This window comes from Massilia eburnea, from assembly GCF_009720745.1.
GTDB lineage: Bacteria > Pseudomonadota > Gammaproteobacteria > Burkholderiales > Burkholderiaceae_D > Rugamonas > Rugamonas eburnea.
This window is the reverse complement of the sequence record NZ_WNKX01000006.1, coordinates 87,353-113,430: the sequence shown is the minus strand read 5'-3', so window position 1 is coordinate 113,430 and position 26,078 is coordinate 87,353. Positions and strand designations below refer to the sequence as shown.

The 26,078-nt window shown below is 61.4% G+C and carries 28 protein-coding genes and 1 other RNA gene; 16 read left to right on the top strand and 13 right to left on the bottom strand.

Features of this window, described 5'->3' with window-relative positions:
- Positions 1 to 7 precede the first annotated feature (7 nt).
- On the top strand, positions 8 to 832 hold the full coding sequence (gene lgt, locus GM658_RS09790; protein ID WP_229416844.1) for a prolipoprotein diacylglyceryl transferase: 825 nt from the start codon (positions 8 to 10) through the stop codon (positions 830 to 832).
- On the opposite strand, the gene GM658_RS09785 is transcribed toward lgt, so the two are convergent.
- The 8 genes from GM658_RS09785 to GM658_RS29520 all read right to left on the bottom strand — a co-directional run bounded on the left by GM658_RS09785 (position 797) and on the right by GM658_RS29520 (position 4,296).
- Positions 797 to 1,336, bottom strand: a complete 540-nt coding sequence (locus GM658_RS09785) for a chromate transporter (RefSeq protein ID WP_155453830.1) — start codon at positions 1,334 to 1,336, stop codon at positions 797 to 799. The two genes, lgt and GM658_RS09785, sit on opposite strands and share 36 nt — an antisense overlap.
- The gene (locus tag GM658_RS09780) at positions 1,333 to 1,968 is read right to left on the bottom strand and encodes a chromate transporter (protein ID WP_155453829.1); all 636 of its coding nucleotides are present in this window, start codon (positions 1,966 to 1,968) and stop codon (positions 1,333 to 1,335) included. Before GM658_RS09780 ends, GM658_RS09785 begins: the two co-directional genes overlap by 4 nt.
- Positions 1,969 to 2,023: 55 nt before the next feature.
- A complete protein-coding gene (locus GM658_RS09775) occupies positions 2,024 to 2,827 on the bottom strand; it encodes a sulfite exporter TauE/SafE family protein (protein WP_155453828.1) in 804 nt (267 codons plus the stop codon).
- On the bottom strand, positions 2,827 to 3,291 hold the full coding sequence (locus tag GM658_RS09770) for an EVE domain-containing protein (protein WP_155453827.1): 465 nt from the start codon (positions 3,289 to 3,291) through the stop codon (positions 2,827 to 2,829). The genes GM658_RS09775 and GM658_RS09770 overlap by 1 nt, the downstream gene beginning before the upstream one ends.
- Positions 3,292 to 3,356: 65 nt before the next feature.
- Positions 3,357 to 3,537, bottom strand: a non-coding RNA gene (gene ssrS / locus GM658_RS09765) — 6S RNA.
- Between the two features lie 47 nt (positions 3,538 to 3,584).
- Positions 3,585 to 3,887, bottom strand: coding sequence for a cell division protein ZapA (locus GM658_RS09760; protein WP_155453826.1), 303 nt, complete (start codon positions 3,885 to 3,887; stop codon positions 3,585 to 3,587).
- Positions 3,884 to 4,105 (bottom strand): hypothetical protein, encoded by a 222-nt coding sequence (locus GM658_RS09755; protein WP_155453825.1) that lies wholly within the window; start codon positions 4,103 to 4,105, stop codon positions 3,884 to 3,886. The genes GM658_RS09760 and GM658_RS09755 overlap by 4 nt, the downstream gene beginning before the upstream one ends.
- Before the next feature lie 65 nt (positions 4,106 to 4,170).
- Positions 4,171 to 4,296, bottom strand: coding sequence for a hypothetical protein (locus tag GM658_RS29520; protein WP_267874969.1), 126 nt, complete (start codon positions 4,294 to 4,296; stop codon positions 4,171 to 4,173).
- Positions 4,297 to 4,431: 135 nt separating this feature from the next.
- Between GM658_RS29520 and GM658_RS09750 the strand changes: the two genes are divergently transcribed.
- The 5 genes from GM658_RS09750 (at position 4,432) to pepA (ending at position 9,446) form a co-directional block, all read left to right on the top strand.
- Entirely contained in the window at positions 4,432 to 5,112 is a 681-nt protein-coding gene (locus GM658_RS09750) for a response regulator transcription factor (protein ID WP_155453824.1), read from the top strand.
- Complete coding sequence (locus tag GM658_RS09745; RefSeq protein WP_155453823.1) at positions 5,109 to 6,491, top strand: sensor histidine kinase; 1,383 nt, start codon at positions 5,109 to 5,111, stop codon at positions 6,489 to 6,491. The genes GM658_RS09750 and GM658_RS09745 overlap by 4 nt, the downstream gene beginning before the upstream one ends.
- Positions 6,492 to 6,684: 193 nt before the next feature.
- Positions 6,685 to 7,416, top strand: a complete 732-nt coding sequence (locus GM658_RS09740) for an N-acyl amino acid synthase FeeM domain-containing protein (protein WP_229416843.1) — start codon at positions 6,685 to 6,687, stop codon at positions 7,414 to 7,416.
- Positions 7,417 to 7,421: 5 nt separating this feature from the next.
- Positions 7,422 to 8,324, top strand: a complete 903-nt coding sequence (locus GM658_RS09735; protein ID WP_155453822.1) for a ThiF family adenylyltransferase — start codon at positions 7,422 to 7,424, stop codon at positions 8,322 to 8,324.
- Between the two features lie 300 nt (positions 8,325 to 8,624).
- Entirely contained in the window at positions 8,625 to 9,446 is an 822-nt protein-coding gene (gene pepA / locus GM658_RS09730) for a flocculation-associated PEP-CTERM protein PepA (protein WP_155453821.1), read from the top strand.
- A 72-nt stretch (positions 9,447 to 9,518) separates the two neighbouring features.
- Here pepA and GM658_RS09725 read toward each other — a convergent pair whose 3' ends face one another.
- Positions 9,519 to 9,884 (bottom strand): PKD domain-containing protein, encoded by a 366-nt coding sequence (locus GM658_RS09725; RefSeq protein WP_155453820.1) that lies wholly within the window; start codon positions 9,882 to 9,884, stop codon positions 9,519 to 9,521.
- Positions 9,885 to 10,077: 193 nt separating this feature from the next.
- Between GM658_RS09725 and groES the strand changes: the two genes are divergently transcribed.
- The 6 genes from groES to GM658_RS09695 all read left to right on the top strand — a co-directional run bounded on the left by groES (position 10,078) and on the right by GM658_RS09695 (position 14,823).
- Entirely contained in the window at positions 10,078 to 10,368 is a 291-nt protein-coding gene (groES, locus tag GM658_RS09720) for a co-chaperone GroES (protein ID WP_028101749.1), read from the top strand.
- A gap of 42 nt (positions 10,369 to 10,410) precedes the next feature.
- On the top strand, positions 10,411 to 12,057 hold the full coding sequence (gene groL, locus GM658_RS09715; RefSeq protein ID WP_155453819.1) for a chaperonin GroEL: 1,647 nt from the start codon (positions 10,411 to 10,413) through the stop codon (positions 12,055 to 12,057).
- Positions 12,058 to 12,146: 89 nt separating this feature from the next.
- The gene (locus GM658_RS29255; protein WP_229416842.1) at positions 12,147 to 12,887 is read left to right on the top strand and encodes a DUF6882 domain-containing protein; all 741 of its coding nucleotides are present in this window, start codon (positions 12,147 to 12,149) and stop codon (positions 12,885 to 12,887) included.
- 211 nt (positions 12,888 to 13,098) lie between these two features.
- The gene (locus tag GM658_RS09705; protein ID WP_229416841.1) at positions 13,099 to 13,566 is read left to right on the top strand and encodes a hypothetical protein; all 468 of its coding nucleotides are present in this window, start codon (positions 13,099 to 13,101) and stop codon (positions 13,564 to 13,566) included.
- 3 nt (positions 13,567 to 13,569) lie between these two features.
- Entirely contained in the window at positions 13,570 to 14,199 is a 630-nt protein-coding gene (locus GM658_RS09700; RefSeq protein ID WP_155453818.1) for a glutathione S-transferase family protein, read from the top strand.
- Positions 14,200 to 14,202: 3 nt separating this feature from the next.
- Positions 14,203 to 14,823 (top strand): hypothetical protein, encoded by a 621-nt coding sequence (locus GM658_RS09695; protein ID WP_155453817.1) that lies wholly within the window; start codon positions 14,203 to 14,205, stop codon positions 14,821 to 14,823.
- On the opposite strand, the gene GM658_RS09690 is transcribed toward GM658_RS09695, so the two are convergent.
- Together GM658_RS09690 and GM658_RS09685 are read right to left on the bottom strand one after the other, a co-directional pair.
- Positions 14,801 to 16,036: an MFS transporter gene (locus GM658_RS09690; RefSeq protein WP_155453816.1), complete on the bottom strand. Its 1,236-nt coding sequence runs from the start codon at positions 16,034 to 16,036 to the stop codon at positions 14,801 to 14,803. The genes GM658_RS09695 and GM658_RS09690 overlap by 23 nt on opposite strands.
- Before the next feature lie 10 nt (positions 16,037 to 16,046).
- Entirely contained in the window at positions 16,047 to 16,577 is a 531-nt protein-coding gene (locus GM658_RS09685; RefSeq protein WP_229416840.1) for a PadR family transcriptional regulator, read from the bottom strand.
- A 159-nt stretch (positions 16,578 to 16,736) separates the two neighbouring features.
- Between GM658_RS09685 and GM658_RS09680 the strand changes: the two genes are divergently transcribed.
- Together GM658_RS09680 and GM658_RS09675 are read left to right on the top strand one after the other, a co-directional pair.
- Positions 16,737 to 18,155 (top strand): homospermidine synthase, encoded by a 1,419-nt coding sequence (locus tag GM658_RS09680; protein WP_155453815.1) that lies wholly within the window; start codon positions 16,737 to 16,739, stop codon positions 18,153 to 18,155.
- 1 nt (position 18,156) lies between these two features.
- Positions 18,157 to 19,464, top strand: a complete 1,308-nt coding sequence (locus tag GM658_RS09675; protein WP_155453814.1) for an NAD(P)/FAD-dependent oxidoreductase — start codon at positions 18,157 to 18,159, stop codon at positions 19,462 to 19,464.
- 60 nt (positions 19,465 to 19,524) lie between these two features.
- Here GM658_RS09675 and GM658_RS09670 read toward each other — a convergent pair whose 3' ends face one another.
- Positions 19,525 to 21,399, bottom strand: a complete 1,875-nt coding sequence (locus tag GM658_RS09670) for a glucokinase (RefSeq protein WP_155453813.1) — start codon at positions 21,397 to 21,399, stop codon at positions 19,525 to 19,527.
- A gap of 99 nt (positions 21,400 to 21,498) precedes the next feature.
- Positions 21,499 to 23,106: an alpha-amylase family glycosyl hydrolase gene (locus tag GM658_RS09665; protein ID WP_155453812.1), complete on the bottom strand. Its 1,608-nt coding sequence runs from the start codon at positions 23,104 to 23,106 to the stop codon at positions 21,499 to 21,501.
- Between the two features lie 195 nt (positions 23,107 to 23,301).
- On the opposite strand from GM658_RS09665, the gene GM658_RS09660 reads away from it, so the two are divergent.
- Together GM658_RS09660 and GM658_RS09655 are read left to right on the top strand one after the other, a co-directional pair.
- A complete protein-coding gene (locus tag GM658_RS09660; RefSeq protein ID WP_229416839.1) occupies positions 23,302 to 24,930 on the top strand; it encodes a POT-type proton-dependent oligopeptide transporter in 1,629 nt (542 codons plus the stop codon).
- A gap of 171 nt (positions 24,931 to 25,101) precedes the next feature.
- Positions 25,102 to 26,070: an ABC transporter substrate-binding protein gene (locus GM658_RS09655; protein WP_155453811.1), complete on the top strand. Its 969-nt coding sequence runs from the start codon at positions 25,102 to 25,104 to the stop codon at positions 26,068 to 26,070.
- The last annotated feature ends 8 nt before the right edge of the window (positions 26,071 to 26,078 follow it).

Genomic DNA, 26,078 nt, shown 5'->3' with positions numbered 1-26,078 from the left:
GCATCCAATGCCTAATCCGATCGCGTTCCAGATTGGGCCAATCTTCGGCATCGGCCCTTTGTCGATCCACTGGTACGGCCTGATGTACGTGCTGGCCTTCGCCATGTTCATCGTGCTGGGCCGCGTGCGCATCAAGCAGCCGCATATCGCCGCCCAAGGCTGGACCAAGGAGGACCTGGACGACATGCTGTTCTACGGCATGCTAGGTGTGATCGTGGGCGGCCGCCTGGGCGAAGTATTCTTCTATCAGCCGGACATGCTGCTCGCACCATGGCGCATTATCCGAGTATGGGAAGGCGGCATGAGCTACCACGGCGGCTTCCTCGGCGTGCTGATCGGCATGGCGCTGTGGGCCCGCAAGCGCAAGCGCAACCTGCTGGACGTGTATGACTTCATTGCCCCGCTGGTGCCGCTTGGTTATGCCGCCGGCCGCATGGGCAATTTCATCAACGCCGAGCTGCCGGGCCGCGTGGTCAGCGATCCCAACCTGCCATGGGCGATGATCTACCCGAACCTGCACGACAACCTGCCGCGCCACCCTTCCGCGATCTACCAGATGCTGGTCGACGGTATCCTGGTGTTCTGCATCATCTGGCCGTTCGCACGCAAGGCGCGCCCGCGCCTGGCAGTTGGCGCACTGTATGTGCTGCTGTATGGCTGCGCGCGATTCTTCACCGAATGGTTCCGCACCCCGGACTGGGAAATCAATGTGGCAGGCCTGCCGGTTACCTCGGGGCAGATGCTGTCGCTGCCGATGATCATCGGCGCCATCATCATGCTGGCGTGGGCGTACCGCTCAAACCAGCCCAATAGCGCCAGCCAGCGCACCTAAGGCAATCAGCCACAGGGGATTCAACTTGGTCGCATAGGCCGCCGCAGTGGCGGCCAGCGCCAGCAAAATGCCGCGCCATCCGGCGCCGGCCACGCTCAGGAAAGTCCAGGCGGCACCGCCCAGCATGCCGGCCGCCAGCGGCGACAACGCATCACGCAGCGCGCCCGTCCAGCGCCCTTTCCCGCCGCCATGGCGGTTGATCACCGATCCCAGGGCAAGCACCAGGCAGCTGGATGGCACGATCGCCGCCAGCGTCACCACGACGGCGCCCAGCCAGCCCTTGATCATCCAGCCGATCAACGTTACGAACAGCAGGTTCGGGCCCGGCGCCGCCTGCGCCAGCGCGTACATGGCGGCAAACTGCTCGTCCGTCATCCAGTGGTTCTGCACCGAGACATAGTGGTGTATGTCCGGGGCCACCAGCACCACGCCGCCGCCAATTGCAGTCAAGGACAGGAATGCCAGGTGCCAGGCCAGCCCGCCCAGTTTGACGTCGTCGTTCATGGCTTCCTCCAGACGAAAGCGAACAGCAGGAAGCCAATCGGCACCAGCGTTGCCACCACCGTGATCAAGCCGACCTTCGCCACGCCAAGGCCGATGAAGGCTGCCACCAGCAGTGCGACCTGCACGACGCGCCGCCAGAACACGGTGCGCGCCACGTCAAGCGCCTCGGCATTCGCGGAGCCTTCCGCAGCCGGAACAACCGCCTGCTCCGGCGCTGGGCTTCGCAACATCCCGAGCGCCAGCTTGAGTGCCGTAGCCAGGATCAGCCCTGATGCCGCAGCAGACATGCCGCGCATTGCATTGACAAAGATTGGATGATGCACCAGGCCCTGATAGGCCACTCCCATCGCGATGACGATGAAAAATGGTGCGATCAGCATTCCCGCCAGCGCGGAGAGGCCGCCGGCCACGCCGGCGTAGCGCTGGCCAACCATGACCGCGAGGTTGCAGATGGTGGGGCCGGGCAGCAATTGGGCAATGCTCAGGAGCTGGCTGAATTCGCTCGCCGTCAGCCATTTCGTGCGTTCGACCAGATGGCGATAGGCAAAGGGCAGCACGCCGCCAAATCCTTGCAGCGCCATGTGCGAGAACACCTTGAACAGCGCCCAGCACCCAACTCTTGCTTCCTGCATTGCAACCTCCAATCAGCCAGCCCGCGCAGCACAGGGCGGGCGTGCACGCATCCGCTCAAGAGAACGCGTGGTAGAACATATACCCTGCTAGCGCAAAGAGCACCGCGGCAAAGGCGCGCTTGAGCGACGCCACATCCATTTTATGTGCAGTACGCGCACCGAACGGCGCCATCATCACGCTGGCCGCCACGATCACCGCCAACGCCGGCAAGTACACAAAACCCAGGGAATACGCCGGTAAGCCCGGCTCCGCCCATCCATAATAGATATTCGACAAGGTGCCGGAGAGCGCAATCGGAAAGCCCAGCGCTGCACTGGTCGCCACCGCCTGGTGAATCCTCACATTACACCACGCCATGAACGGCACCGAAATAAAGCCTCCGCCAGCGCCAACCAGTCCCGCCACGGTGCCGATCACTCCACCCGCCGCGAACATGCCGGCGGCCCCGGGAAGTTCGCGCCCCGCCGCTGGCCTCTTATTGCGCAGCATCTGCGCCGCCGAAAACGCCACGAAGGCCGCGAACAGCAGCGACAGCGCCGAAGTGTTCATCTGCTTGCCGATCCAGGGCCCGATCCATGAGCCGATCACGATGCCCGGCGCCAGCAGCGCCACAATGCGCCATTGCACCGCACCGTGCTTGTGATGCGCCCGCACCGAAGACAAGGACGTAAACATGATCGTCGCCAGCGATGTCGCAATCGCCATGTGCACGACGAGCTGCGGCGGAAATCCATTCGCCGTGAAGATCATCGTAATGAACGGCACCAGCACCATGCCGCCGCCGATCCCCAGCAAGCCCGCCGCATAACCGCCTCCTGCCCCCATCAGCAGCAGGACGGCGACCAGACTCCAATCCATCAATCGCCCTTCAGCAGCGCCATCACATGCTTCCATTGCGCCGGCGTGACGGGAGTAATCGACAGGCGGCTGCCTTTTTGCAGGACCACCATGTCTTCCAGCTGCGGCAGCGTGCGCATTTCCGCCAGCGACAGCAGGCGCGTCTTACGCACGCCTTTCACGTCGACGGAAATCCAGCGCGGCTGCTCCTGCGTCGCCTTCGCGTCGTAGTAGTGGCTCCTGGGATCGAACTGGGTGGCGTCCGGATACGGCCCGCTCACCACTTCCGCGATGCCGGCAATGCCCGGCTCCGGGCAGGAGGAATGGTAGAACAGGACACCGTCGCCAACCTGCATCGCGTCGCGCATGAAATTGCGGGCCTGGTAGTTGCGCACGCCGAACCAGGGCACGGTCTTGCCCTTGGCGGACATGACGTCGTCGATGCTTACTTCATCGGGCTCAGACTTCATCAACCAATATTGCATGGCGCTCCTCTGGGCGTAAAAAAACGGTTGCGCACCAGGGTGCATGCAACCGCTTTCGCATGGAATGAGGCCCCGCCTGTGCCGTTATGCCGGCATCCCGAACCTTACGGTTCAAGGTGGTTGCAGTTAGTTCAACTTCGGGTTCATCAGACTAGTGACGCTCACGCCCGTCGAACAAATTTCCACAACCGATGCATGTAAATGGTTCAAGGAATATATGGCAAATCTCGAACACCGCAGGGTGACACGAAGTTTACTCCTCAAACGATTTCCGGGAAAGGCCTTTAAGACAATTAGAAGAGATTTTCTTGCGGGGTCAGTGCATTGTCGAGCACCTTGTGCATGGCGCCCAGCTTCTCCTGCACCTCCAGCATCGACGGGCCGCCGCTGGCCGATTTCGACGCGAGGAATTCCGCCGCCATGCCCAGCGCCGCCATCACGGCGATGCGGTCATTGCCCTTGATCTTGCCGGCGTCGCGGATCGCGCTCATCTTTTTATCAAGCAGGTTGGCCGCTTCGCGCAGCGCGCGTTCTTCGTCGGCCTTGCATGCCAGCTTGTAGGGCTGGCCCATGATGGTCACGTCGACATGGATCATTGGGCATCCTCAGGGGTGTCTGCTTCCGCAGCCGGGATCTTGTCCAGCAGCGCCATCACACGCGCGTGAGCTTCACCCAGGCGGCGTTGGTATTCAAGGTTATCGGCCACCAGGGCTGCATTGGCCTGGCGCAACTGAGCGTTCTCTCGACGCAAGGTGTGCGCGAGTTCCGCAAGGCGGTCGATTTTATCGGAAAGTTCTTGGTAGTCTGCGATCATCCAGAAACTATAGTGCCGCACGATTGCACGGTCAACTTGGTGTTAGACATGCCTGGGATTGTAGCTCATTTGGCGCCCCGCCCTGCAATCTTCCGCGCCGCGGCCGCGATGTCGATGCAGACGTCCTTGAATGCGCCGCCGATATCGGCCAGGTCATTGCCAAGTTCCTTGAACCAGATGCCGATGCTCATGGCCGTTCTCCCGTATGTCAACACCGCCATTACAGCAAGCGAAGATGACAGGACAGGCCACGGCTCGATTACAAAGTTGTAATCGGAAGCTCGCCGCATTGACGCAGGTTTTGACTTTCTGGAAGAATGCCGAGGATGAAAGCCCTCCTGGTAGAAGACGAACAGCGAATAGCCAGCTTTGTTTGCAGCGGATTGCGCGAACAAGGCTTCCTTGTGGACCATTGCGAAGATGGGAACCTGGGCTATGACTACGCCCTGTCACGCCAGTACGACATCATCCTGCTCGATATCATGGTGCCGGGCCGCGACGGGCTGGCGATCCTGAAAGCCCTGCGCCGCGATGGCCGCGATACGCCGGTCATCCTGCTGACAGCGCGCAATGAGCTGGACGACCGCCTGCAGGGCCTGAACCTGGGCGCCGACGATTACCTGGCCAAGCCGTTCTACATGGAAGAACTGGTGGCGCGCATCCACGCCTTGCGTCGGCGCGTCAGCGGCGAGCGGCAGAACGTGCTGTCCGCCGGTCCGCTCAAGCTGGACCGCCTGGCGCGCGTGGCCCATCTGGATGGCCGCGAGGTCGAGCTGACCAGCCGAGAATTCAACCTGATGGAATACCTGATGCGCGCTCCGGGCCGCGTCTACACCCGCACCCAGATCCTGGAGCATGTGTGGGGCTACGACTTCGACCCGCAGACCAATATGGTGGACGTCTGCATCCAGCGCCTGCGCAAGAAGCTCGCCCTGCCCGAGCATGTCGCGATCGAAGCGGTGCGCGGCGTCGGCTACCGCCTGCGCAAGCCGGACAGCGAAGCATGACGCCGGCGCGCCGCCCCTTCATCCGGTCGTTCCGCCTGCGGGTGGCCCTGACCACGGGCGGCCTGGCCATTACGGTGGTGGCTTTGCTGTTTCTCGTCGCCTCCCTGACCCTGCTGAACCGGCGTGCGGCGATCATCGACCGCATCATGTCGGCCCAGCTGGCGGGCCCCGGCTTCGGCGCTTCGCCGGTACCGCTTTGGCCAGCCATCGATGCCCACCTGAACGCCAGTTTCAGCGGCTTTGCCCCCGAAGGAAGCAATGAGCGCTACGCCATCCTGCGCGCGGTCGACCTCCAGCGCGGCGTTGTCTACCAGAGCCCCAACTGGCCCTCCTCGCTGCTGGTGCCGGAAACGGACGACAGCGAACTGCGCAGCTATTACGGCGGCGGCAGCCAGTGGCGTATCGGGCAGGTCCGGCGCGGCACGATGCTGGTGCAGCTTGGCGTCAACACCACGCTGTCGGAAGCGCAGCTGTTTGTCTCCGTCAGGCGCTTCGGCCTGTTCGTGCTTGTCCTCTGTGTGCTGGTGTTCGGCGTGGCGTGGTACCTGGCCGGGCGCGCCATGCGGCCGATCGAGCACCTGACCGGCGTGATGGAGCGCATCCGCGCCAGCGACATGCGGCAGCGCGTGTCGGCTGATGAAGAGGTGCTGGAATTCGAACGCCTGGTCACCGTGTTCAACGACATGCTGGACCGGCTGGACCGCAGCTTCCAGCAGTCGGCGCGCTTTTCCGGCGATGCGGCGCATGAATTGCGCACGCCGGTCTCGATCCTGCAGGGCGAGCTGGAGCGCGCTTTCGAACGCGCCGGCAACGACCCTGAACTGGAACAGGCGCTGGCCGATATGCTGGACGAAGTGCGGCGCCTGGATAACGTGGTGCGCAAGCTGCTGATGCTCTCTCGCGCCGATGCCGGCCAATTGCAGATTCCGATGCAGCCGCTGGACCTGGTGCCGATGCTGCGCGAACTGGCCGATGACCTGGACATGATGGCGCCCGATCGCCCGCTGCGGCTGGACCTGCCGCCGCGCATGGAAACCGAGGGCGATGCCGACCTGCTGCGCCAGGTGCTGCAGAACCTGGCCAGCAATGCCGTCAAATATGGCCTGCCGCAAGGCTGGATCGCCGTCCAGGGACGCCGCAGCGGCGACAGCTGGCAAATCGAAGTTGCGAACGCCTCAGCCGGTATCGCCTTCGAACAGCGCGAAAGGCTGTTCGACCGCTTCTACCGCGCCGACCATGCCTACAACCGCCGCGTATCCGGCGTCGGCCTTGGCCTGGCCCTGGCGCGTGAAATCGCGCGCGCCCATGGCGGCGAATTGCGCCTGGCAGAATGCACGCCGGCGCAGGTGAGCTTCAGCCTCATCTTGCCTGCCGACTAGCAAATCAGTCATATCAAGTTCACAATCATTATCTCCAAGCAGCAACAGCAGAATGAGGCCCGCCAGAGGGCGGCCTGCGCCGCCGGCAGGTCGAATGCCGGCACAAAGGCCGGCTTATTGCGAGAGCGGCTTCGTCTTGTCATTATGGATATTCGAAAGGATCACATTAGCTGACAAGCAATCCGGAGGGCATATGCTGGAAAAGCAGGCTGAACGGGCTGAGGCCATGTTTGATCGCGACGACAAGTTTCGCGATGACCGCTTGCTGGCGCAAATGCAGAACATCGTCACCGGCGAAACCAACTTCGCGATCAGGCTGGTCGATACCCCCGAAGGGCGCAACAAGGCAAGCATGCTGATCCACAAGATGTATGCCTGGCGCGGCCTGGAGGGAACCCATGCGCTGACAGACGACCCCAACCGCATCACGCTGATGGCTTATGGCAAGGACGACCCGGTCGGCACCCTGACGCTGGGCATGGACAACCCTTGCGGCATCCTGGCCGATCAATTGTTCCGCCACGAAGTGGACCGCTACCGCGCCCGCAAGCACAAGGTGTGCGAGTTCATCAAACTGGCCTTCAACATGGGCGCGCAATCCAAAGCCTACCTGGCATCGCTCATCCACCTGGCAGTCATGTATGCCTACGATATCCATCGCCACGACAGCCTGTTCATCGAAGTCACGCCGCGCCATCGCCAGTTCTACCAGCGCTCGCTGGGTTTTCGCCAGCTGGGCGAGGAAGTGGTCAACCCGCGCGTCAACGTGTCCGGCGTGTTGATGCACATCGACCTGCACTACATGAAAGAACAGATCCACCGCTACGGCGGCAAGCCCGATTCCGACGAACGTTCTTTTTATCCGCTGTTCTTCTCGCAGCGTGAGGAAGCGGGGATTATCCATCGCCTTAGAAACCTGGGATGAATGCCATGGCCGAATCCGACAATGAGCTCCGCTTTGACTACGCACAGGCCTTTTCGCGCAATATCGGCTGGGTGACCGAACAGGAGCAGCAGGTGCTGCGCCATCGATGCGCGGCGATCGCCGGCGCCGGCGGTGTGGGCGGCGTACATTTGCTGACGCTGGCGCGCATGGGCGTGGGCGCCTTCAACCTCGCCGACTTCGATACTTTCGACGTCCCCAACTTCAACCGCCAGGCCGGCGCCTTCGTCTCGACGCTGGGCCAGCCAAAGGTCGAAGTGATGGCGCGCATGGCGCGTGACATCAATCCGGAAGTGAAAATCCGCGTCTTCCCTCAGGGCGTCAACCAGGGCAACCTGCGCGAATTCCTGCAAGACGCCGACGTGTATGTCGACGGCCTGGACTTTTTCGCGTTCGAGGCGCGCAGGCAAACCTATGCCATGTGCGAGGAAATGGGCGTGCCCGCCACGTGCGCCGCGCCGCTGGGCATGGGCGTTGCGGCACTGAATTTCGTGCCCGGTGGAATGAGTTTCGAAGATTACTTCGGTTGGGGCAACCTGCCGGAACTGGAGATGGCGATCCGCTTCCTGGTTGGCCTGGCGCCGGCCGGGCTGCACCGCAGCTACCTGGTGCCGGGCGGGATCAACCTGGCCGAGCGCCGCGGCGCGTCCACTGCAATGGCCTGCCAGTTATGCTCCGGCGTCGCCGCCACCCAAGCCATCAAGATGATGCTCAAGCGCGGCAACATTCGCGCCGCCCCGCATGGATTCCAGTACGACGCCTATCGCGACAAGTACGTGCATACCTGGCGGCCTGGCGGCAACCGCCATCCGCTGCAATGGCTGGCCATTCAATTGGCCCGACGCAAAATCAATGCCCTGCTGGCGCAACAGGGTGGCGGCAAGATTTAGTTCCGGATAAATACTCACGCTTTTCTTGACTTAAATAGTCACAGAAAATGGTAAATTCCCCTAAATTTGTCATGCAAGTCATTGAATTTCCTACTTAATTTTTCAAAGTCACCTGTCGGATAAATTTACATTTGGCGTCGCATTCCGCAATGACGTGGTTTGAAAGTTAATGCTAAACAATTGTTTATTTTCCATATTTTAAAAATGGCACGCCAATTGCTTTTAGTAGGGGCATGAGCGGAACAAAAAATATGCTCACTTACCCAAGCGGATGCCAATTTTTTTCAATGGAGACTAGCAATGCAAATTCTCACATCACGGGTTCGACACCTCACAGCCTGCCTGGCAATCGGGCTCGGCGTGCTGGCGGCCGGTAATGCCGCCGCTGCCCCGATCTTCTGGGTCAACCCGAACAGCAATAACCTCGCCACGCAAGGCACCAGCTTCCAGGCTGACGCCATGAACGGCTTCTCCTCTGCCCGCATTGTGTACACGGGGGTCGGGACCGATTACACGAATGACGGCTACATATTCTTCAACGGCTTCTCGCTGAATGCGAATTCCATTTCGACCAGCGATTCCCGCGTCAATTTCGACTACGGCTTGTACGCCACCTTCCACCAGGATGTCACCTGCACCGGTATCCTGGGTCCAGGCGTGACGTGCACGACGAACGCCCTGTCCCTGCAGTTGTGGGCCGATCCGGACAACGACAACGTCTACAATTCGGCGACGCTCGGCAGTGACGCCAGCATCACCATGAATGGCAGCCAGGTGCAGCTGGCGTATACCACCGCAGCATTGAACACCACGGCCGGCATCGATAATCTGGGCGGGGTTTACCAGAACATCACCATGACCTGGTTCCTGACCACCGAGGGCAAGGATTACTTCTTCGATCCTGATCCCTTCTTTACCGCAGCGTTTTCAGCAAACAACAACACTTCCCAAGGTGTGGTCTGCGATGGCGGCCCGCTATGCGCCGGCGCCCACGTCATTGCGATCAACCAGGTAAGCAGTATTATCGATTTCAACGGCCAGGTGCCGGAACCAGGCGTGCTGGGCCTGCTGGGCATTGGCCTGCTGGGCATGGCGGGCGTGTATCGCCGCAAACAGCATTAATCGCCGGGCAAATCGCGGTCTGGACTGGCGCCTGTTCCGCAGCCGCCAGTCGCCTCCTCCGGGGCCGCCGGGTCATTCCGGGCCGGGCGCCTCTACTTCCACGCGCAGGCTGAACGACGCGCTCGCAGATTGGCCATCACGTCCCGTGGCGGTCATGGTCACCGTATGCGCGCCCTGGCTAAGCGTAGAGACGCGCAGCATCACACCAGTCCCCAGCAAGCCGTCCCGGTCCGAATACCAGGCGATGGCATCGCCCGCCAGCACGCCTTCATGGCAATCGTAGGCACTGCCCTCGAAACGCACTTGCTCCTGGACCGCCACGACGCTGCCGGGCGCCGGCGACACGACCAGCAAGTCGAGCGCCGCCTCGCAGGAAGGCTGCGCGCCATCCTCGGTGAGCAAAGCCGCCAACAGCGCAAGCATGATGGAAGTGTGCATTTACCCCTCCTCGGAAGACATATTTGCCCAGTTTAGGGAAAAATTATCACTCTTACATGATTAATATCGAATTAACGATTGAGGGATCGCAAGAAATTCGCTTGAAAAGGGAAAGTGTCGTCCCTATAATTGTTGGCACTCGTTAGCCGAGAGTGCTAACAACTGTCAATAAACCGAGTAAAAGGAGTTTTGTATGAACCTTCGCCCTTTGCATGACCGCGTCATCGTCAAACGCCTGGACCAGGAAACCAAGACCGCGTCCGGCCTGATCATCCCTGATGCAGCCGCTGAAAAGCCGGACCAGGGTGAAGTGCTGGCAGTTGGCAACGGCAAAGTTGCCGACAACGGCACCGTGCGTGCTCTGGAAGTGAAAGTGGGCGACCGCGTTCTGTTCGGCAAATACGCCGGCCAAGCCGTCAAGGTAGACGGCCAGGAACTGCTGGTAATGCGCGAAGAAGACATCATGGCTGTGGTTCAGAAGTAATCACGCCCCCTCTAGATAGACAGAATTCAGGAGAAAACAAACATGGCAGCTAAAGAAGTCATTTTCGGCGATTCCGCACGTGCCAAGATGGTCGAAGGCGTGAACATCCTCGCCAACGCAGTTAAAGTCACCCTGGGCCCTAAAGGCCGCAACGTGGTGCTGGAGCGCTCCTTCGGCGCCCCAACCGTCACCAAGGACGGCGTGTCGGTCGCCAAAGAGATCGAGCTGAAAGACAAGCTGATGAACATGGGCGCGCAGATGGTCAAGGAAGTCGCTTCCAAGACCTCCGACAACGCCGGTGACGGTACCACCACCGCAACCGTGCTGGCCCAGGCCATCGTGCGCGAAGGCATGAAGTACGTTGCCGCCGGCATGAACCCAATGGACCTGAAGCGCGGCATCGACAAGGCAGTTGCTGCCACCGTCGAACAGCTGAAGACCATGTCCAAGCCAACCACCACCTCCAAGGAAATCGCCCAGGTTGGCGCGATCTCCGCCAACTCCGAATCCTCGATCGGCGAGCGTATCGCTGAAGCGATGGAAAAAGTGGGCAAGGAAGGCGTCATCACCGTGGAAGACGGCAAGTCCCTGCACGACGAGCTGGACATCGTGGAAGGTATGCAGTTCGACCGCGGCTACCTGTCCCCATACTTCATCAACAACCAGGAGAAGCAAGTTGCCGTGCTGGAGAACCCGTTCGTTCTGCTGTGCGACAAGAAGATCTCCAATATCCGCGACCTGCTGCCAGTACTGGAGCAAGTAGCGAAAGCCGGCCGTCCACTGCTGATCATCGCCGAAGACATCGAAGGCGAAGCGCTGGCCACCCTGGTGGTGAACAACATCCGCGGCATCCTGAAGACCTGCGCAGTGAAAGCCCCTGGCTTCGGCGACCGTCGCAAGGCAATGCTGGAAGACATCGCTATCCTGACCGGCGGCCAGGTAGTTGCTGAAGAAGTCGGCCTGACCCTGGAAAAAGCCACCCTGGCAGAACTGGGCCAAGCCAAGCGTATCGAAGTGGGCAAGGAAAACACCATCGTCATCGACGGCGCAGGCGAAGCGTCCGCCATCGAAGGCCGTGTGGCACAGATCCGCACCCAGATCGAAGCTGCTACCTCCGACTACGACCGCGAAAAACTGCAAGAGCGCGTGGCCAAGCTGGCCGGCGGTGTTGCCGTGATCAAGGTTGGCGCAGCCACCGAAGTCGAAATGAAAGAAAAGAAAGCACGTGTTGAAGACGCACTGCACGCAACCCGCGCAGCTGTGGAAGAAGGCATTGTGCCAGGCGGCGGCGTTGCCCTGCTGCGTGCCCGCGCCAACCTGAACATCAAAGGCGACAACGCCGACCAGGACGCAGGTATCAAGATCGTCCTGCGCGCAATGGAAGAACCACTGCGCATGATCGTCACCAACGCCGGCGAAGAAGCTTCGGTGGTTGTGAACGCAGTGCTGGCTGGTTCCGGCAACTACGGCTACAACGCAGCCAACGGCACCTACGGCGACATGGTTGAAATGGGCGTGCTGGACCCAGCTAAAGTGACCCGTTCGGCCCTGCAGAACGCAGCGTCGATCGCTGGCCTGATGCTGACCACCGACTGCATGGTTGCTGAAGTCGTAGAAGACAAGCCAGCCGGCGGCATGGGCGGTATGGGTGGCATGGGCGGCATGGGTGGCATGGACGGCATGATGTAATATCAGGCCGGCTCCCGCCGACTCTCAAAAGCCTGCAGGGTTCACGCCTTGCAGGCTTTTTTCATATGCTCCATTAATCGCCGCTTAACATGACATCCGAAACCTTCACCTGCGCCACCCACGGCGAAATCGATCCTGCATGCGTCTGCAAGCATCTTCTCGAGAACCCTGTCCAGCAATGGCATTGCGGTTATCCCGAAGAAGACGAGCCGTGGCCCGATGCCTGGTGTTCCGCTTGCAATGAAATCTTCGAGCGCGAAGGCGAGTGGAATGAGAACAATGAGGATGAAATAAGTGTCGAGATGATTTGCGGGCATTGCTACGAAGATGGGATTGCGCGCAGCGTCGCGCGGCTGGACGATGCGGCACAGGCGGACTGGGACCGTCACTTGAATATTCAGTGCGCAGAGCTCCAAGTGAAGCAGGACGCCATGACGGCGAACCTGAAGATCAACGATTATCCGCGCTGGAACTATTACCAGGAGTCCGCGCAACTGGTCTTTTCCGGCGGCGAATTGCCCGACCTTGTGGCCGACGTTGAATTTGTGGGAACACTCTCGACGTCCAGCAATACCTGGATGTGGTCCTGGGCGAATTTCAGCCTGCTCGAGGAAGTCCGCTCCCGTATCGAAGCCGTGCGCGGCTTCGGCGAAGAACATGACTACCCTCACCTCACCGTTCCCAAATGGGCAGCCGACATGCAGGATGGCTGGCACATGACGGCCATCGCCGCCGACACCCTCGGCGCTTTGGGTGCTTACCGCGTGCCAACGGATAACGGCTTCATCTTCATGGTCATCCTGTCGGCCAAACATCGCTACCCGGCTTGACCTCGCTCCGTGTGCTGCAAACCGCAGCACAGTAAGCTCTCATCTGGGACCGTTCAGGGCGAACCCATCGAAGTAAGCCACCTGGCTGCCCAAACGATATTTGGCAGAATGGGCCAGAATTGGAATCAAAATTGCTGCCGGGCAGCGTGACACAAAAGGCGTTTTGGATCTGTTAGTATGGGCGCACTTTAACCGCTGGGGTGCGCCACGCATGTCCTCTACCCGTAAATCCGCCATCGCCGGCGCCGTTGCCGGCCTCCTGCTCGCCAGTATCGGTGCCTGGTATGTAAGCAATCACAAATCTGTGGCGGCGCCCGCGCCGGCCATGGCGCCGGCGGCGGCTTTGACGGCCGCTGCACCAGCCGCGAAAGCGACGGTGAGCCGTGAGCAGGCGGTGGAAAAGCTGATGGCGTTGCCTGAACTAAAACACTGGGCCGATGTCATCGAGAAGCGCAGCGAAGGCTTGCGCCACGGCGCCTTGATCGAAACGGATTCCAAGCCGCGCGAGGTAAACGGAAAATCGTTCTACCAGCTCACCTTCGTCGAAAACGGCGACGATATGGCGCAGGCCATGGCCAGCTTCCTGGTGTCTTACAGCGATGGCGAAATCCTGGTGGAAGACGATATCAGCGGCGACCTGCTGCCGCTCGATCAATGGCGAAAGACCGTGAAGGACTAGGGCATGTACACCCTCTACTACGGCAAGGGCGCGGCAAGCCTGGCGGTGCACGCGGCGCTGAAGGAAGTTGGCGTGCCTTACGAACTGGTCGAAGTCGACCTGGACGCCGGCCAGCAGCGCAGTCCCGAATACCTGCGCCTCAACCCGCGCGGCAAGATTCCAACCCTCATCATCGACGGCAAGCCGTTCCACGAATCGGCGGCCCTCATGCTGATGCTGGCCGATCGCCACCCGCATTCGAACCTGGCGCCGCCTGCCGGTTCGCTGGCGCGGGCGGAATGGTATGAGCTGGCGGTGACCCTGGCGAATGACCTTGGCAATAATTTCCGCCTGTGGTTTTATCCGTCCGATCTCGGCGCCAGCGACGAAGACCTGGCGTTCCGCAGCGCGATCCAGCTGCGCATCGAATCGATGTGGGCGATGCTCGACGCGCGCCTGGCCGATAACGGCCCTTACCTGCTGGGTGAAACGTTCTCCGGCGTGGACCTGATGCTGGCCATGTACATGCGCTGGTCGCGCAATATGCCGCGCCCTGCGACCGCTTGGCCGGCATTGCAGAAATATGCAGACATGATGCGCGCCCGCCCCAGCTGGCGGCACATCACGGAAACAGAAGCTTTAACTGGATGGTAAAAGATGTTCAAGAAGTTGTTTGCGGCGTTCAGCGCCAAACCAAAGATTCGCGCTGATGCGCCGTACGGCACGGAGGAATTGAACACCGTGCACAATATGCTGTTTGCAGATGATGCAGGCCAGTTGTTCGGCGATTCTCCCGATGTGCGCGTCGTGCAAGCCATTGCGCAGGACCCCAACGAAGAATCGCGAGTGCGCCTGCTGGCGGCGCAATGGCTGCGCGCCAACGGCCACATGCCGCCGTCACCGGAAGTACTGGGTGTGGTGATCGAAGTGCCGCTCGATGGCAGCATGGACACGCTCGCCGCCTACGCTGACGGGCGCGTACGCTACATCAACCAGACCGGACGCATCGCCGTTTTCGAAGGCGCCCCGCCCGACGTGGCGGAACAGGCGAAAGCACTGGTGGCGATGGCGATTCCCGCCTTCATCAAGGCAAAGCAGCCGAAGCCGGCCTTTGCGCCCGGCGCCGGCCAGTTGCGTTTTACCTTCCTCTCCCAGGATGGCAATCGCGTGACGGAAGGTTTTTTCAGCGATATCGTGCGCGACGAGCTGGCCAAGTCCGTGCTCGAACAAGGCCAGCGCCTGCTCGACCTGGTGGTCAAGCAGGGGAACGCGCAGTAAGCGCCGCGGGTGCGCCCTGCACCCGCCCGATCCACCACACCGAGAAGAACATCAGGGCGCTGGCAATCAGGCCGATGGTGTCATAGCCGAGGATGTGCCCGGCCGCATCGGTGTGCACCAGCAGCCCGCCGGCAAAGGCGCCGATGCCCGTTCCCATCTGCTGGATCGCCGCGTTCGCGCTCAGGAAGGCGCCGCGTTTCTGCGGCTCGGGAATGGTGGTCAGCAGCGCCTGCAGCGGCACGAAGCGTCCCGACATCGCCACCATGAAGAATGGGAAGAACAGCATGACCAGCAGCAGCGGCAGCTGCGGCATGTGGGTCATGAACAGGGTCGGCGCAATCGAGAACAGGGCCATCCAGCGGAACACGTACTGTTTGCCTGCGCGGTCCGACCAGCTGCCGATCAGGCGTGAACTGAACAGGGTCGCAATGCCGCCGCATAGGTAGACATAGCTGATTTGCGCCGGCGCTATGCCGAGGTTCCCCACCAGCATCGGCGAGATGAAGGGGATCACCATCATGCCGCTGACCGTGACCAGGAAGGTCAGGAGGAAGCCGCGCAGGTGAGCGCCCACCGTAAACAGGCCGAACAGCTCGGGCAGCACGCGCGCCAGCGGCACCGGTGCATTGGCCAAGTGCGCGGTCATCGAAGGAAGCGAGCGCGTTGCCACCAGCCAGACCAGCATCGACAGCACCACCAGCAGGTAGAACGGCGATTGCCAGCCGAAGTGGGCGCCCAGCATGACGCCGATCGGCACGCCGGCAATGGCCGCCATGCTGAAGGACGTCATCACGACACCGGTGGCGGCGCCACGGCGTTCCTGCGGAATCAGGTCGGCGATGATCGACATGCTGATCGCCCCCAGCACGCCGCCCGTCATGCCGGCGAAAGCGCGCGACAGCACCAGCACGTGGAAGTTCGGCGCCAGCGCGCAGGCCAGGTTGGACAGGTTGAACAGCATGAAGACCGTCAGCTGCAGCTTCTTCCTGTCGAAGCGGTCGGCGTACGTCGCCGCCAGCAGGCCGGAAAGTCCGGCGCACCAGGCGTAGGCCGATACGGCGCCGGAGACCTGGGCGGCGCTGATCGAGAAGGCCCGCATCAATTGCGGGGCGAGCGGCATCATGACCATGAAGTCCATGATCACGGTGAACTGAATGAACGCCAGCAGCCACAGGACTGTACGCTCGCGTTGAGGGGATAGTGTTTGTGTCATCAGGGTGTGATCAACTGAGTTGGTTAATGTCGTTGATTGCGCGCCTGAGGATAGCGCGAATCGCTTCAACGTGCTCGCGGCTGGTCCGCGGCCCCCGGCCACGAGTGATGACGGCGTCTTTCAAGGCATGCATCAAGGTACGCAGGTCGCCGCCATCCTCGCCGCGGGCGTTTTCCACCAGGCGCGCCATGTAGGCGTCCACCATATTGCGGTTCTCGTCGAGGAACTGCTGCCCTTCCGGCAGGATCGAATACAGCTTCTTGTTGCCTTCCTTGATGATGTCCACCTGGCCCATATCGGCCATCATCGACAGCAGGGGGTAGATCGCGCCCGGGCTGGGGGAGTAGCTGCCGCCGGTGAGGGTTTCCAGCTCCTTGATGATTTCGTAGCCGTGGCGCGGCTTGTCGGCGATCAGCTGCAGCACGACGTAGCGCATGGCGCCGGCGTCGAACATCTTCGGGCCGCGACCGCCGCCGCCGCCGCGCTGGTGATGGTGGTGTTCATGGTGCAGCCGGTGATGGCCGCGGAAAAAATGGAACATGGCTTTCTCCTCGATAGTTAAGATATATCGACTTAAGACATATCTTATTAAGACATATCTTAACTCATTTTTGAAGGAATGCAAGCCGCTTGAAATGTTAAATCACGCATGGAAGCCGAGTGAGCGGCGTCACACAATGGGCCTCACCAGGAGGTGGGGATGAATACAGATCAAAAATACGGCGCGCTGCCGGGGCGCTTGGTCATGCTCGGTTTCGGCAGCATCGGGCAGGCCGCCCTGCCGCTGCTGTTGCGCCATTTCGCGCTGGAGCCATCGCAAATCACCGTGGTGTCGCGGGTACCGGACACCAGCGGCATCGCCGAGGAATATGGGGTCGCATTCGAAGCCACGCCGCTACGGGCGGGCAATGTCGAGAGCATCCTCGACCCGCTGCTGCAGGAAGGCGATTTCCTGCTCAACCTGTCGGTGGACGTGTCGAGCCTGGACCTGATCCGCTATTGCTGGCGGCGCGGCATCCTGTACCTCGACACCTGCACCGAACCGTGGAAGGGCTTTTACGAGGACGAGCAGCTAACGCTGTCGCAGCGCTCCAATTACGCGCTGCGCGAGGCGGTGCTGGCCTTCCGCCTCGACAAACGCCACGGCGCCACGGCCGTGGCAACGCAGGGCGCCAATCCCGGCCTCGCTTCGGTGCTGGTGAAACAGGCGCTGATCAATATGGCGCGCGACCAGCACCTCGAAGTGGAGCGGCCCACCTGTTACGAAGACTGGGCCAAGCTGGCGCAAAAGCTGCAGATCAAGGTGATCCACATCGCAGAACGCGACACGCAGATCTCCCAGCGCCGCAAGGAGCGCGACGAATTCGTCAACACCTGGTCGGTGGACGGGTTTGTAAGCGAAGGCCTGCAGCCGGCGGAACTGGGCTGGGGCAGCCACGAAAAGCACTGGCCGGCAGACGCCGCGCGCCACGGCTACGGCAGCGATGCCGCCATCTATCTGCAGCGGCCAGGCATCGCCACCCGCGTGCGCAGCTGGACGCCGCTGGAGGGGCCCTATCACGGCTTCCTTGTCACGCACGCCGAATCGATCTCCATCGCCGACCACCTGACGCTGAGGGAGAACAACGAGGTGGTGTACCGCCCCACCGTGCACTACGCCTACCACCCTTGCGACGACGCCGTGCTGTCGCTGCACGAGGTGGCCGGCAAGAACTGGAAGCAGCAGAACCGGCAGCGCATCCTCGGCAAGGAAATCTGCAGCGGCATGGATGAACTGGGCGTGCTCCTGATGGGTAATCCCAAAGGCGCTTACTGGTTTGGCTCACGCCTGACCATTGAGCAGGCGCGCGCCTTGGCGCCGCACAATTCCGCCACCTCGCTGCAAGTGGTGGCGGGCATCCTGGGCGGCATGGTATGGGCGGTGCGCAACCCCGATTGCGGCGTGGTGGAGCCGGACGATATCGACGACCAGCTGGTGATGGAGGTTGCCGCGCCCTACCTCGGCGAACTGGCCGGCGTGTATGGCGACTGGACGCCACTCAAGGAACGCAGCGAACTTTTCGACGAACCGCGGGACCTGGACGATCCGTGGCAATTCGTGAATTTCCGCGTCAGCTGACATGGGCACGCTGCTGCGCAAGGAACTGGGCGTTATCGAGAACTCCTACTACGAAGCGAGCGTGCAGCGCGCGGCCGCCATGCCGCCCTTAAGAGGCAACACCAGCGCCGACGTCTGCGTGGTTGGCGGTGGGCTGGCCGGCTTGTCGGCTGCACTGGACCTGGCGGAACGCGGCTACTCCGTGGTGCTGCTGGAAGCGCAGCGCCTGGGCTGGGGCGCCTCCGGCCGCAATGGCGGCCAGGTCCTGCCCGGCTTCGGCAACGACGGCGAACAAGCCATTGCGCGCCAGCTGCCACGAGAGGATGCGCGCCGCGCCTGGGACATATCGGTGGCCGGCGTAGAGCTGCTGCGCCGGCGTATCGACAAATACAGCATCGACTGCGACTACCGGCCCGGCGCCCTGAGCCTTGCGGTCAAGGCAAACAAGATGCGCGCGCTCGAAACTTGGGGGCGGCATGTGGAAACGGCGTATGACTATCCGCTGCACTGGATAACGCCGCAGGAGATCGGCCGCTGGATCGACAGCCCGCGCTTCCATGCCGGCGTGGCGGATATGCATGGCGGCCACATTCATCCCCTCAAATACACGCTGGGCCTGGGCCGCGCCGCCATGTCGGCTGGCGTGCGCGTGTTCGAAGATTCACCGGTGTTCCTGCTGGAACGCGGCGCCACCGCACTGGTACACACCGCGCAAGGCCAAGTGGCCGCGCGATTCGTGGTGCTGGCGGCGAATGTCTATCTCGCCGAATATGGCGACCTGGTGCCGCAGGTAAGCGCGCGCATCATGCCCGTCGGGACCTATATCGTGGCCACAGAGCCATTGACGCAAGCGCATGCGGACAGCCTGCTGCCGCGCCGCAGCGCCGTATCGGACACCAATTTCGTGCTCGACTACTTTCGCTTCAGCGCCGACAACCGCCTGCTGTTCGGCGCCGGCGACAGCTACAGCGGCACGACGCCGGCCAATCTGGTGGAACGCATCCGGCGCCGCATGGTGGCGGTATTCCCGCAACTGGCGGACGTGGGCATTGAATATGCGTGGGGCGGCTTCATCGACATCAGCATGAACCGCGCCCCCGACCTGGGGCGGGTCGGGCACAACATCTACTACCTGCAGGGCTTTTCCGGGCACGGCTTGGCATTCACCGGCATGGCGGGGCTGCTGGTCGCCGAAGCGATCGCCGGCCAGGCCGAACGCTTCGACATCTTCGCAAAGGTGAAGCACGCCCCCTTCCCCGGCGGCACACTGCTGCGCACCCCGGCCCTGGTGCTCGGGATGCTTTATTACCAAATGCGGGACCTGTTTTGAAAGCCGGCGGCAGAAAAAGGGGCAGAAAAAGGGGACGTACCCCTTTTTCTGCCCCTTTTTCTAGTTATCGAGGTGGGAGATCTGCAGGCGGCGGCTTTCCTGCACCACGCCGTTGGCCTTGTGCTCCAGGACCAGCTCGGCGTTCTGCGCGTCCAGCGATATGCCGACCGACAGCACGTCGATCAGCAGCAGCTGCAGGATGCGCGAGATCATCGACAGGAAGGTGCTGCTGTCTTCCGAGTGGTCGACCGCCAGGCAGACCGTGGCTTTCTTGGCCAGCGGCGACTGGCTGCTGGTGATGGCGATTACGTCGGCGCCGGCATTGCGGGCTGATTCCACGGCTTCCAGCAGTTCCGGCAGCTTGCCGGAGTTGGAGATCGCAATCACCACGTCACCCGGTTTCAGCAACTCGGCGGCCAGCTTGAACAGGTGCGAATCGCCATACGCCGCGGTCGGGATGCGGAAGCGGAAGAACTTGTGCTGGCCATCCAGCGCCACCACGCGCGAGTTGCCCATGGCGTAGAACTCGACCTTCTTGGCGCGCGACAGCAGCTCAATCGCGCGGTCCAGCGAGTGCACGTCCATCTGGTCGCGGAACTTGAGAATGGCGGAAACGGTGTTGTCGATCACCTTGGCGCTCAGGTCGTGCGTACTGTCTGACACGCGCACCTGGCTGTGGCGCACGGGAATGGCGCCGGTCAGGCTGGAGGCGAATTTAAGCTTGAAGTCGGCCAGGCCCTGGAAGCCGAGCGAGCGGCAGAAGCGGATCACGGTCGGCTGCGACACTTCCGCCAGGCGGGCGATGTCGGCAATCGGCTCATTCAGCACCAGGCGCGGTTGCTCGATCACCAGCTGCGCCACGCGCTGCTCGGCCGGCGTCAGTTCCGATTTGAGCGACTGTACGCGTTCCATCAGTGTGTTGGCGCCGGTGCGGCCGCGCAGGTGTTCGGACAAAATGGTGGCGACGCCGTAGAACGCAGGGTTCGGCGCGGTGATTACATAGGTCGGAATTTCGGCCAGGTAGGACGAGAAGCGGCCCTTGGCTTCAAAGCGGGTGCGGAACGGCGACTCCCTGAACCATTCGCCCATGCGCGGCACGATGCCGCCGCCGATGAAAATGCCGCCGAAGGAGCCCAGCGTCACCGCCAGGTTGGCCGCCGCGCCGCCCAGCATGGCGCAGAAGCATTCCAGCACTTCGATACAAAGTTCGTTCTTGTCCTTCATCGCGCCGGCGATGATTTGCTGCGAGGTCAGGTCGCGTACATTCAGGCCGTTGCGGCGCGCCAGGGCGCGGTAGATGATTTCCATGCCGGGGCCGGAGATCAGGCGCTCGTTGGAAACGTGCGGCCAGGTTTGCCAGGCGTATTGCAGGATCGCGTATTCGCGCTCGTCGGCAGGAGCGAAGTTGGTGTGGCCGCCTTCCGAACCGAGGGTGACGAAACCGTCGGTGGTGGGGATCACGCCGGAGCAGCCCAGGCCAGTGCCGGGACCGAGCACGCCGATCACGGAATTCTGCGCCGGGGCGCCGCCGCCGACCTGCATCAGGTCTTCGGCCTTGAAGCCGGGGATCGCCATCGCCAGGGCGGTGAAGTCGTTCACCACCAGCAGGGTGTGCAGACCCAGTTCACGCCGTACTTCGTCGGTGGAGAACTGCCAATCGCGGTTGGTCATGCGAATGAAATCGCCGTGCACCGGGTTAGCCAGCGCCAGCGCGCCGTGATTGAGGCTGATGTCGCCGTGATCCGCCAGGTAGCTGCGCAGCAGAGGGACGATGCCCGTGAAGTCGTCGCATTGCAGGACGCGGACGGCTTTGAATTCACCGGGGGCCGTTTGCAGGGCCAGGCGGGCGTGAGTAGCGCCGATATCGCCCAGCAGGCGCGGTCCGTCGGCAAAGGCGGAACGGTTGGCTTTTGGGTCTGCCTCTATCTGTTTCATTGTCTTTTTACGTTTTAGATAACACCCTAAAGGCGGGAGGATACCCTAAAACCCGGAGGGCAGGGTCAGACCCAAGGGTCAGACCCAGGTTTGCCGGGTTTAAGCGGCATACCCAAACCACGCCCCATATCCCGGCAACTGCACAACACCGTCAACAACCTCACCCGGCAAGCCAGGCTGTTCCAGCTTCTGCGCGCCCTTTGCCGCTGGCAGCGCAAAGCTCACAGGCGCCGCCCCCAGGTTAAACACAGCGATCACACTGCGCTCCCCTTCCAGGTCACGGCGCAATGCCAGCACCGGCTCCGGCGCATCATAAAACACGATATCCCCGCGCGTCAGCTGCGGCATGGTCTTGCGCCAGGCAATCATACGCCGCGCAAAATTCAGCGGCGAAGAAGGATCGGCCTCCTGCACCGAAGCCGCAATCGCCTTGTGCTCCTCCGCCACCGGCAGCCACGGCGTGCCGGAAGTAAAGCCGCCATGCTCTCCATTGGTCCACGCAATCGGCGTACGGCAGCCATCACGCCCCTTGAATTCAGGCCAGAAGGTCTTGCCATAGGGGTCCTGGATCAATTCATAAGGCACGTCCGCCTCGCTGAACGCCAGCTCATCACCCTGGTACAGGCAAGGTGTGCCTTTCAGCGACAGCTGCATGGCCAGCACCAGCTTGGCGAAGGCAGCCTGGTTGCTCATGCCATTCCAGCGCGTCACTACGCGCACTGCGTCGTGGTTACCCACCGACCAGGAAGGCTGGCCATCCTTCACGCGAGCCTTGAAGTCTTCCACCTGTTTGCGGATATGGCCCGCGCTGCTGTCGGCAGTCAGCAAGTTGAAGCTGTAAGCCATATGCAGCTTGTTGCCGCCGGCAGTGTATTCGGCCATCACGGCCAGCGAATCGTCCGCTCCCACTTCGCCGATCGCGACCGCGCCGTATTCGTCCAGCAGCACGCGCAGCTTTTCCAGGAAGGCCACGTTTTCCGGCTGGCTCTTGTCGTGGATGTGGGCCTGCATGCCGTACGGATTGGCGTCGCTCACGGTGGAAGTATCGCGCACCAGGGCCGGCGGATTGCTGCGCAGCTGGCGGTCGTGGAAGTGGAAGTTGCAGGCATCCATGCGTACGCCGTCGACGCCGCGCTTGAGCCAGAAGCGCAGCGCATCCAGGTGCGCCTGCTGCACGTCCGGATTGTGGAAGTTCAGGTCCGGCTGGCTGACCAGGAAGTTGTGCATGTAGTACTGTTTGCGGCGCGAGTCCCATTGCCAGGAGGAGCCGCCGAACACGGACAGCCAGTTGTTCGGCGGGTTCCCGTCCGGCAGCGGATCGGCCCATACGTACCAGTCGGATTTCGGATTGTCACGCGAAGAACGGCTCTCCTTGAACCATGGATGGTCTTCGGAAGTATGCGACATGACCTGGTCGATCATGATCTTCAGGCCCAGGCTGTGGGCCTTGGCGATCATCTTGTCGAAATCAGCCAGGGTACCGAACATCGGGTCGACGTCGCAGTAATCGGCGACGTCGTAGCCGAAATCGCGCATCGGGGATTTGAAGAAGGGCGAGATCCAGATGATGTCCACGCCAAGCTTGGCGATATAGTCAAGGCGGTCGGTAATGCCATTCAGGTCGCCAATGCCGTCACCGTTGGTGTCCAGGTAGCTGCGTGGATAAACCTGATAAATGATTGCTTCTTTCCACCAAGGTGTGCTCATATGCCCTAATCCCCAAAAAATCTATTATGTAGATAATATACATCATGAATAGGGGAAGTTCAATCACTATGAATCCTTAAAAATCAAACACTTACAATTTTTGACGTAGTTAAACTACATGCAAGTGAAACCAGTAGTTGCCAAGCCCAACCTGTTCGCATAGCATCGCGCCCATTATTCGAAACGGGAGACCTCATGTCGACGCAAGAACTGGAACAGGGTAACGGGCCGATGCCCCGGCAAATCCCGTACATCATCACCAATGAGGCCTGCGAGCGATTCAGTTTTTACGGGATGCGCAACATCCTGGTGCCATTCCTGATCAGCACTTTGCTGCTGTTCATCCCATCGGACCAGCGTGCCGGCGAAGCAAAGCACGTGTTCCATACCTTTGTGATCGGCGTGTATTTCTTCCCTCTGCTGGGCGGCTGGCTGTCCGACCGCTTCTTCGGCAAATACAACACGGTGTTCTGGTTCTCGCTGATCTACTGCGCGGGACATGCCTGCCTGGCGCTGTTTGAGAGCCACCTGCAAGGCTTCTACCTCGGCCTGTTCCTGATTGCCTTCGGCTCGGGCGGCATCAAGCCGCTGGTGGTGTCCTTTGTCGGCGACCAGTTCGACCAGACCAACAAGAAGAAGGCGAAAGTGGTGTTTGATGCCTTCTATTGGAGCATCAACTTCGGCTCTTTCTTCGCTTCCCTGCTGATGCCGATCTTCCTGAAGGATTTCGGCGCGGCGGTCGCATTCGGTATTCCCGGCATCCTGATGTTCATCGCGACCATCGTGTTCTGGTCGGGCCGCAAGAAATACGTGCACGTGGCGCCGGAGGAGCCAAGCAAGGATTCCTTCACTCGCGTTGCCAGGACCGCGCTGGCGTCGGCGGCGCCGGGTCAATCGCGCCCAGGCCTGACGGTCGCCCTGGTTGGCGTGGCAGCCGCCCTGGTTTCGCTGGCCATGGCGCCTTCCTGGGGCTTCGTGATCGCTGCCTGCACCGCACTGGTCCTGCTGATGGCATTCGGCGGCATCGGCACCTCGATGCAACTGGAGCGCGCCCGCGGCAAACATAGCGACGAGGCGGTGGATGGCGTGCGCGCCGTGCTGCGCATCTTCATCGTGTTCGCGATGGTGACGCCGTTCTGGTCCCTGTTCGACCAGAAGGCCTCGACCTGGATCGTGCAGGCCAACGATATGGTGCACCCGACCTATGAATTCCTCGGCTGGTCGTTCTCCTTCGTGCCGGCGCAGATGCAGGCGCTGAACCCATTGCTGGTGATGCTGCTCATCCCGTTCAATAACATCGCCCTCTTCCCGCTGCTGCGCAAGCTGGGCATCGAACCGACGCCGCTGCGCCGCATGGGCACCGGCATCTTCGTCTCGGCACTGGCCTGGGTCGTGATTGGCACGCTGCAAGTGGTAATGGACGGTGGCACGCCGGTCTCAATGGCGTGGCAGATCCTGCCTTATGCCCTGCTGACCTTCGGCGAGGTCCTGGTATCGGCCACCGGCCTGGAATTCGCCTACTCGCAAGCGCCCGCCTCGATGAAGGGCGTGATCATGGCGCTGTGGTACCTGGCGGTCACCGTCGGCAACCTGTGGGTGCTGATCCTGAACGCCGGCGTGAAGAACGATTCCGTTTCGGCCTATATCGCCACCACCGGATTCTCGGTGATGGCCTTCCAGATGTACTTCTTCGCAGGTTTCGCCGCACTGGTCGCGGGCTGCTTTGCGCTGTATGCAATGCGCTACAAGATGGTGGACTTCTACCGCAAGGAGCCGGATCCAAACGTCTGTTACGGCACGACACCGGAACCTCAGAAGGCTTAAGGCGCCGCGGCGAAAATCCGCACAAGCTGTGGCGGGATTCCGGAATTTCGCCACAGCCGCTGAAGGTCCGCACAGTGGCAGACCAATAAAATCAAGCACTTGCAGCATTCCAACATTCTGGCATGGAAGCTGCTAAATGCTGGTCAAAACACCCCTACTGAGGAGACCAGCATGACCAAGCTTAAATTCGCATCCCTCGCCGTGGCCGCAGCTTTCGCCACCGCCGCCAATGCCCAGGAAGTTGTCCGCCTCGGCAACCTGAAGTTCGCGCACTACGGCGCCGTCTCGTATATCAAGGAAATCGCACCGAAGTGCGGCATCAAGGTCGAAGAACACGTCTTCGCCAAGGGCCCGGACGTGATGCAGGCCATCCTGGCGGGCGAGCTCGATGTCGGCGCCACCGCGTCTGAAGCAGCCATCCAGGGCCGCGCCAATGGCGCCCCAATCTACGTCGTCGCCGGTTTCGCCAAAGGTGGCGCGCGCCTGGTCGCGCGCCCCGACAGCGGCATCAAGTCGATCAAGGACCTGAAAGGCAAGAAGGTCGGCGTAACGCGCGGCGGCATCCATGAGGTGCTGCTGGCCGCCGAACTGTCGCAGGCCGGCCTGACCTTCTCCGACCAGCCAGGTAAAGACGTGCAGCTGGTATTCCTGGCCTTCGCAGACCTGAACCAGGCCCTGCTCGGCAAGAACCTGGACGCCATCATGCAGTCGGAACCGCAATCCTCTCAAGCCATCAACAAGGGCTACGGGGTGGAAGTCATGAAACCGTATGACACCCCGATCGGCGAGCCTGTGCGTACCATGGTGATGAGCGAAAAGTTCTATTCGACCCGCCGTGCCACCGCTGAAAAGTTCATGAAATGCTTCGTACAGGCTACCAAGACCTTCATCGACGACAAGCCGACCGCTGAAAAATACGTGCGCAACGTGATCTTCAAGGGCCAGATCACAGCCGACGATTTCCAGGATGCGATCGCCAATTCGCCATACACCTACGACATCACCCCGCAGCACATCCAGGTCACCACCGATGTGATGAACAAGAGCGGCGTGGGCAAGATGCGCAAGGCGCCCGTGGCGACCGAGTGGGTCAAGACCGACCTGCTGGACGAAGCCAAGAAAAGCCTGAACATCAAATAAGTCGAGGC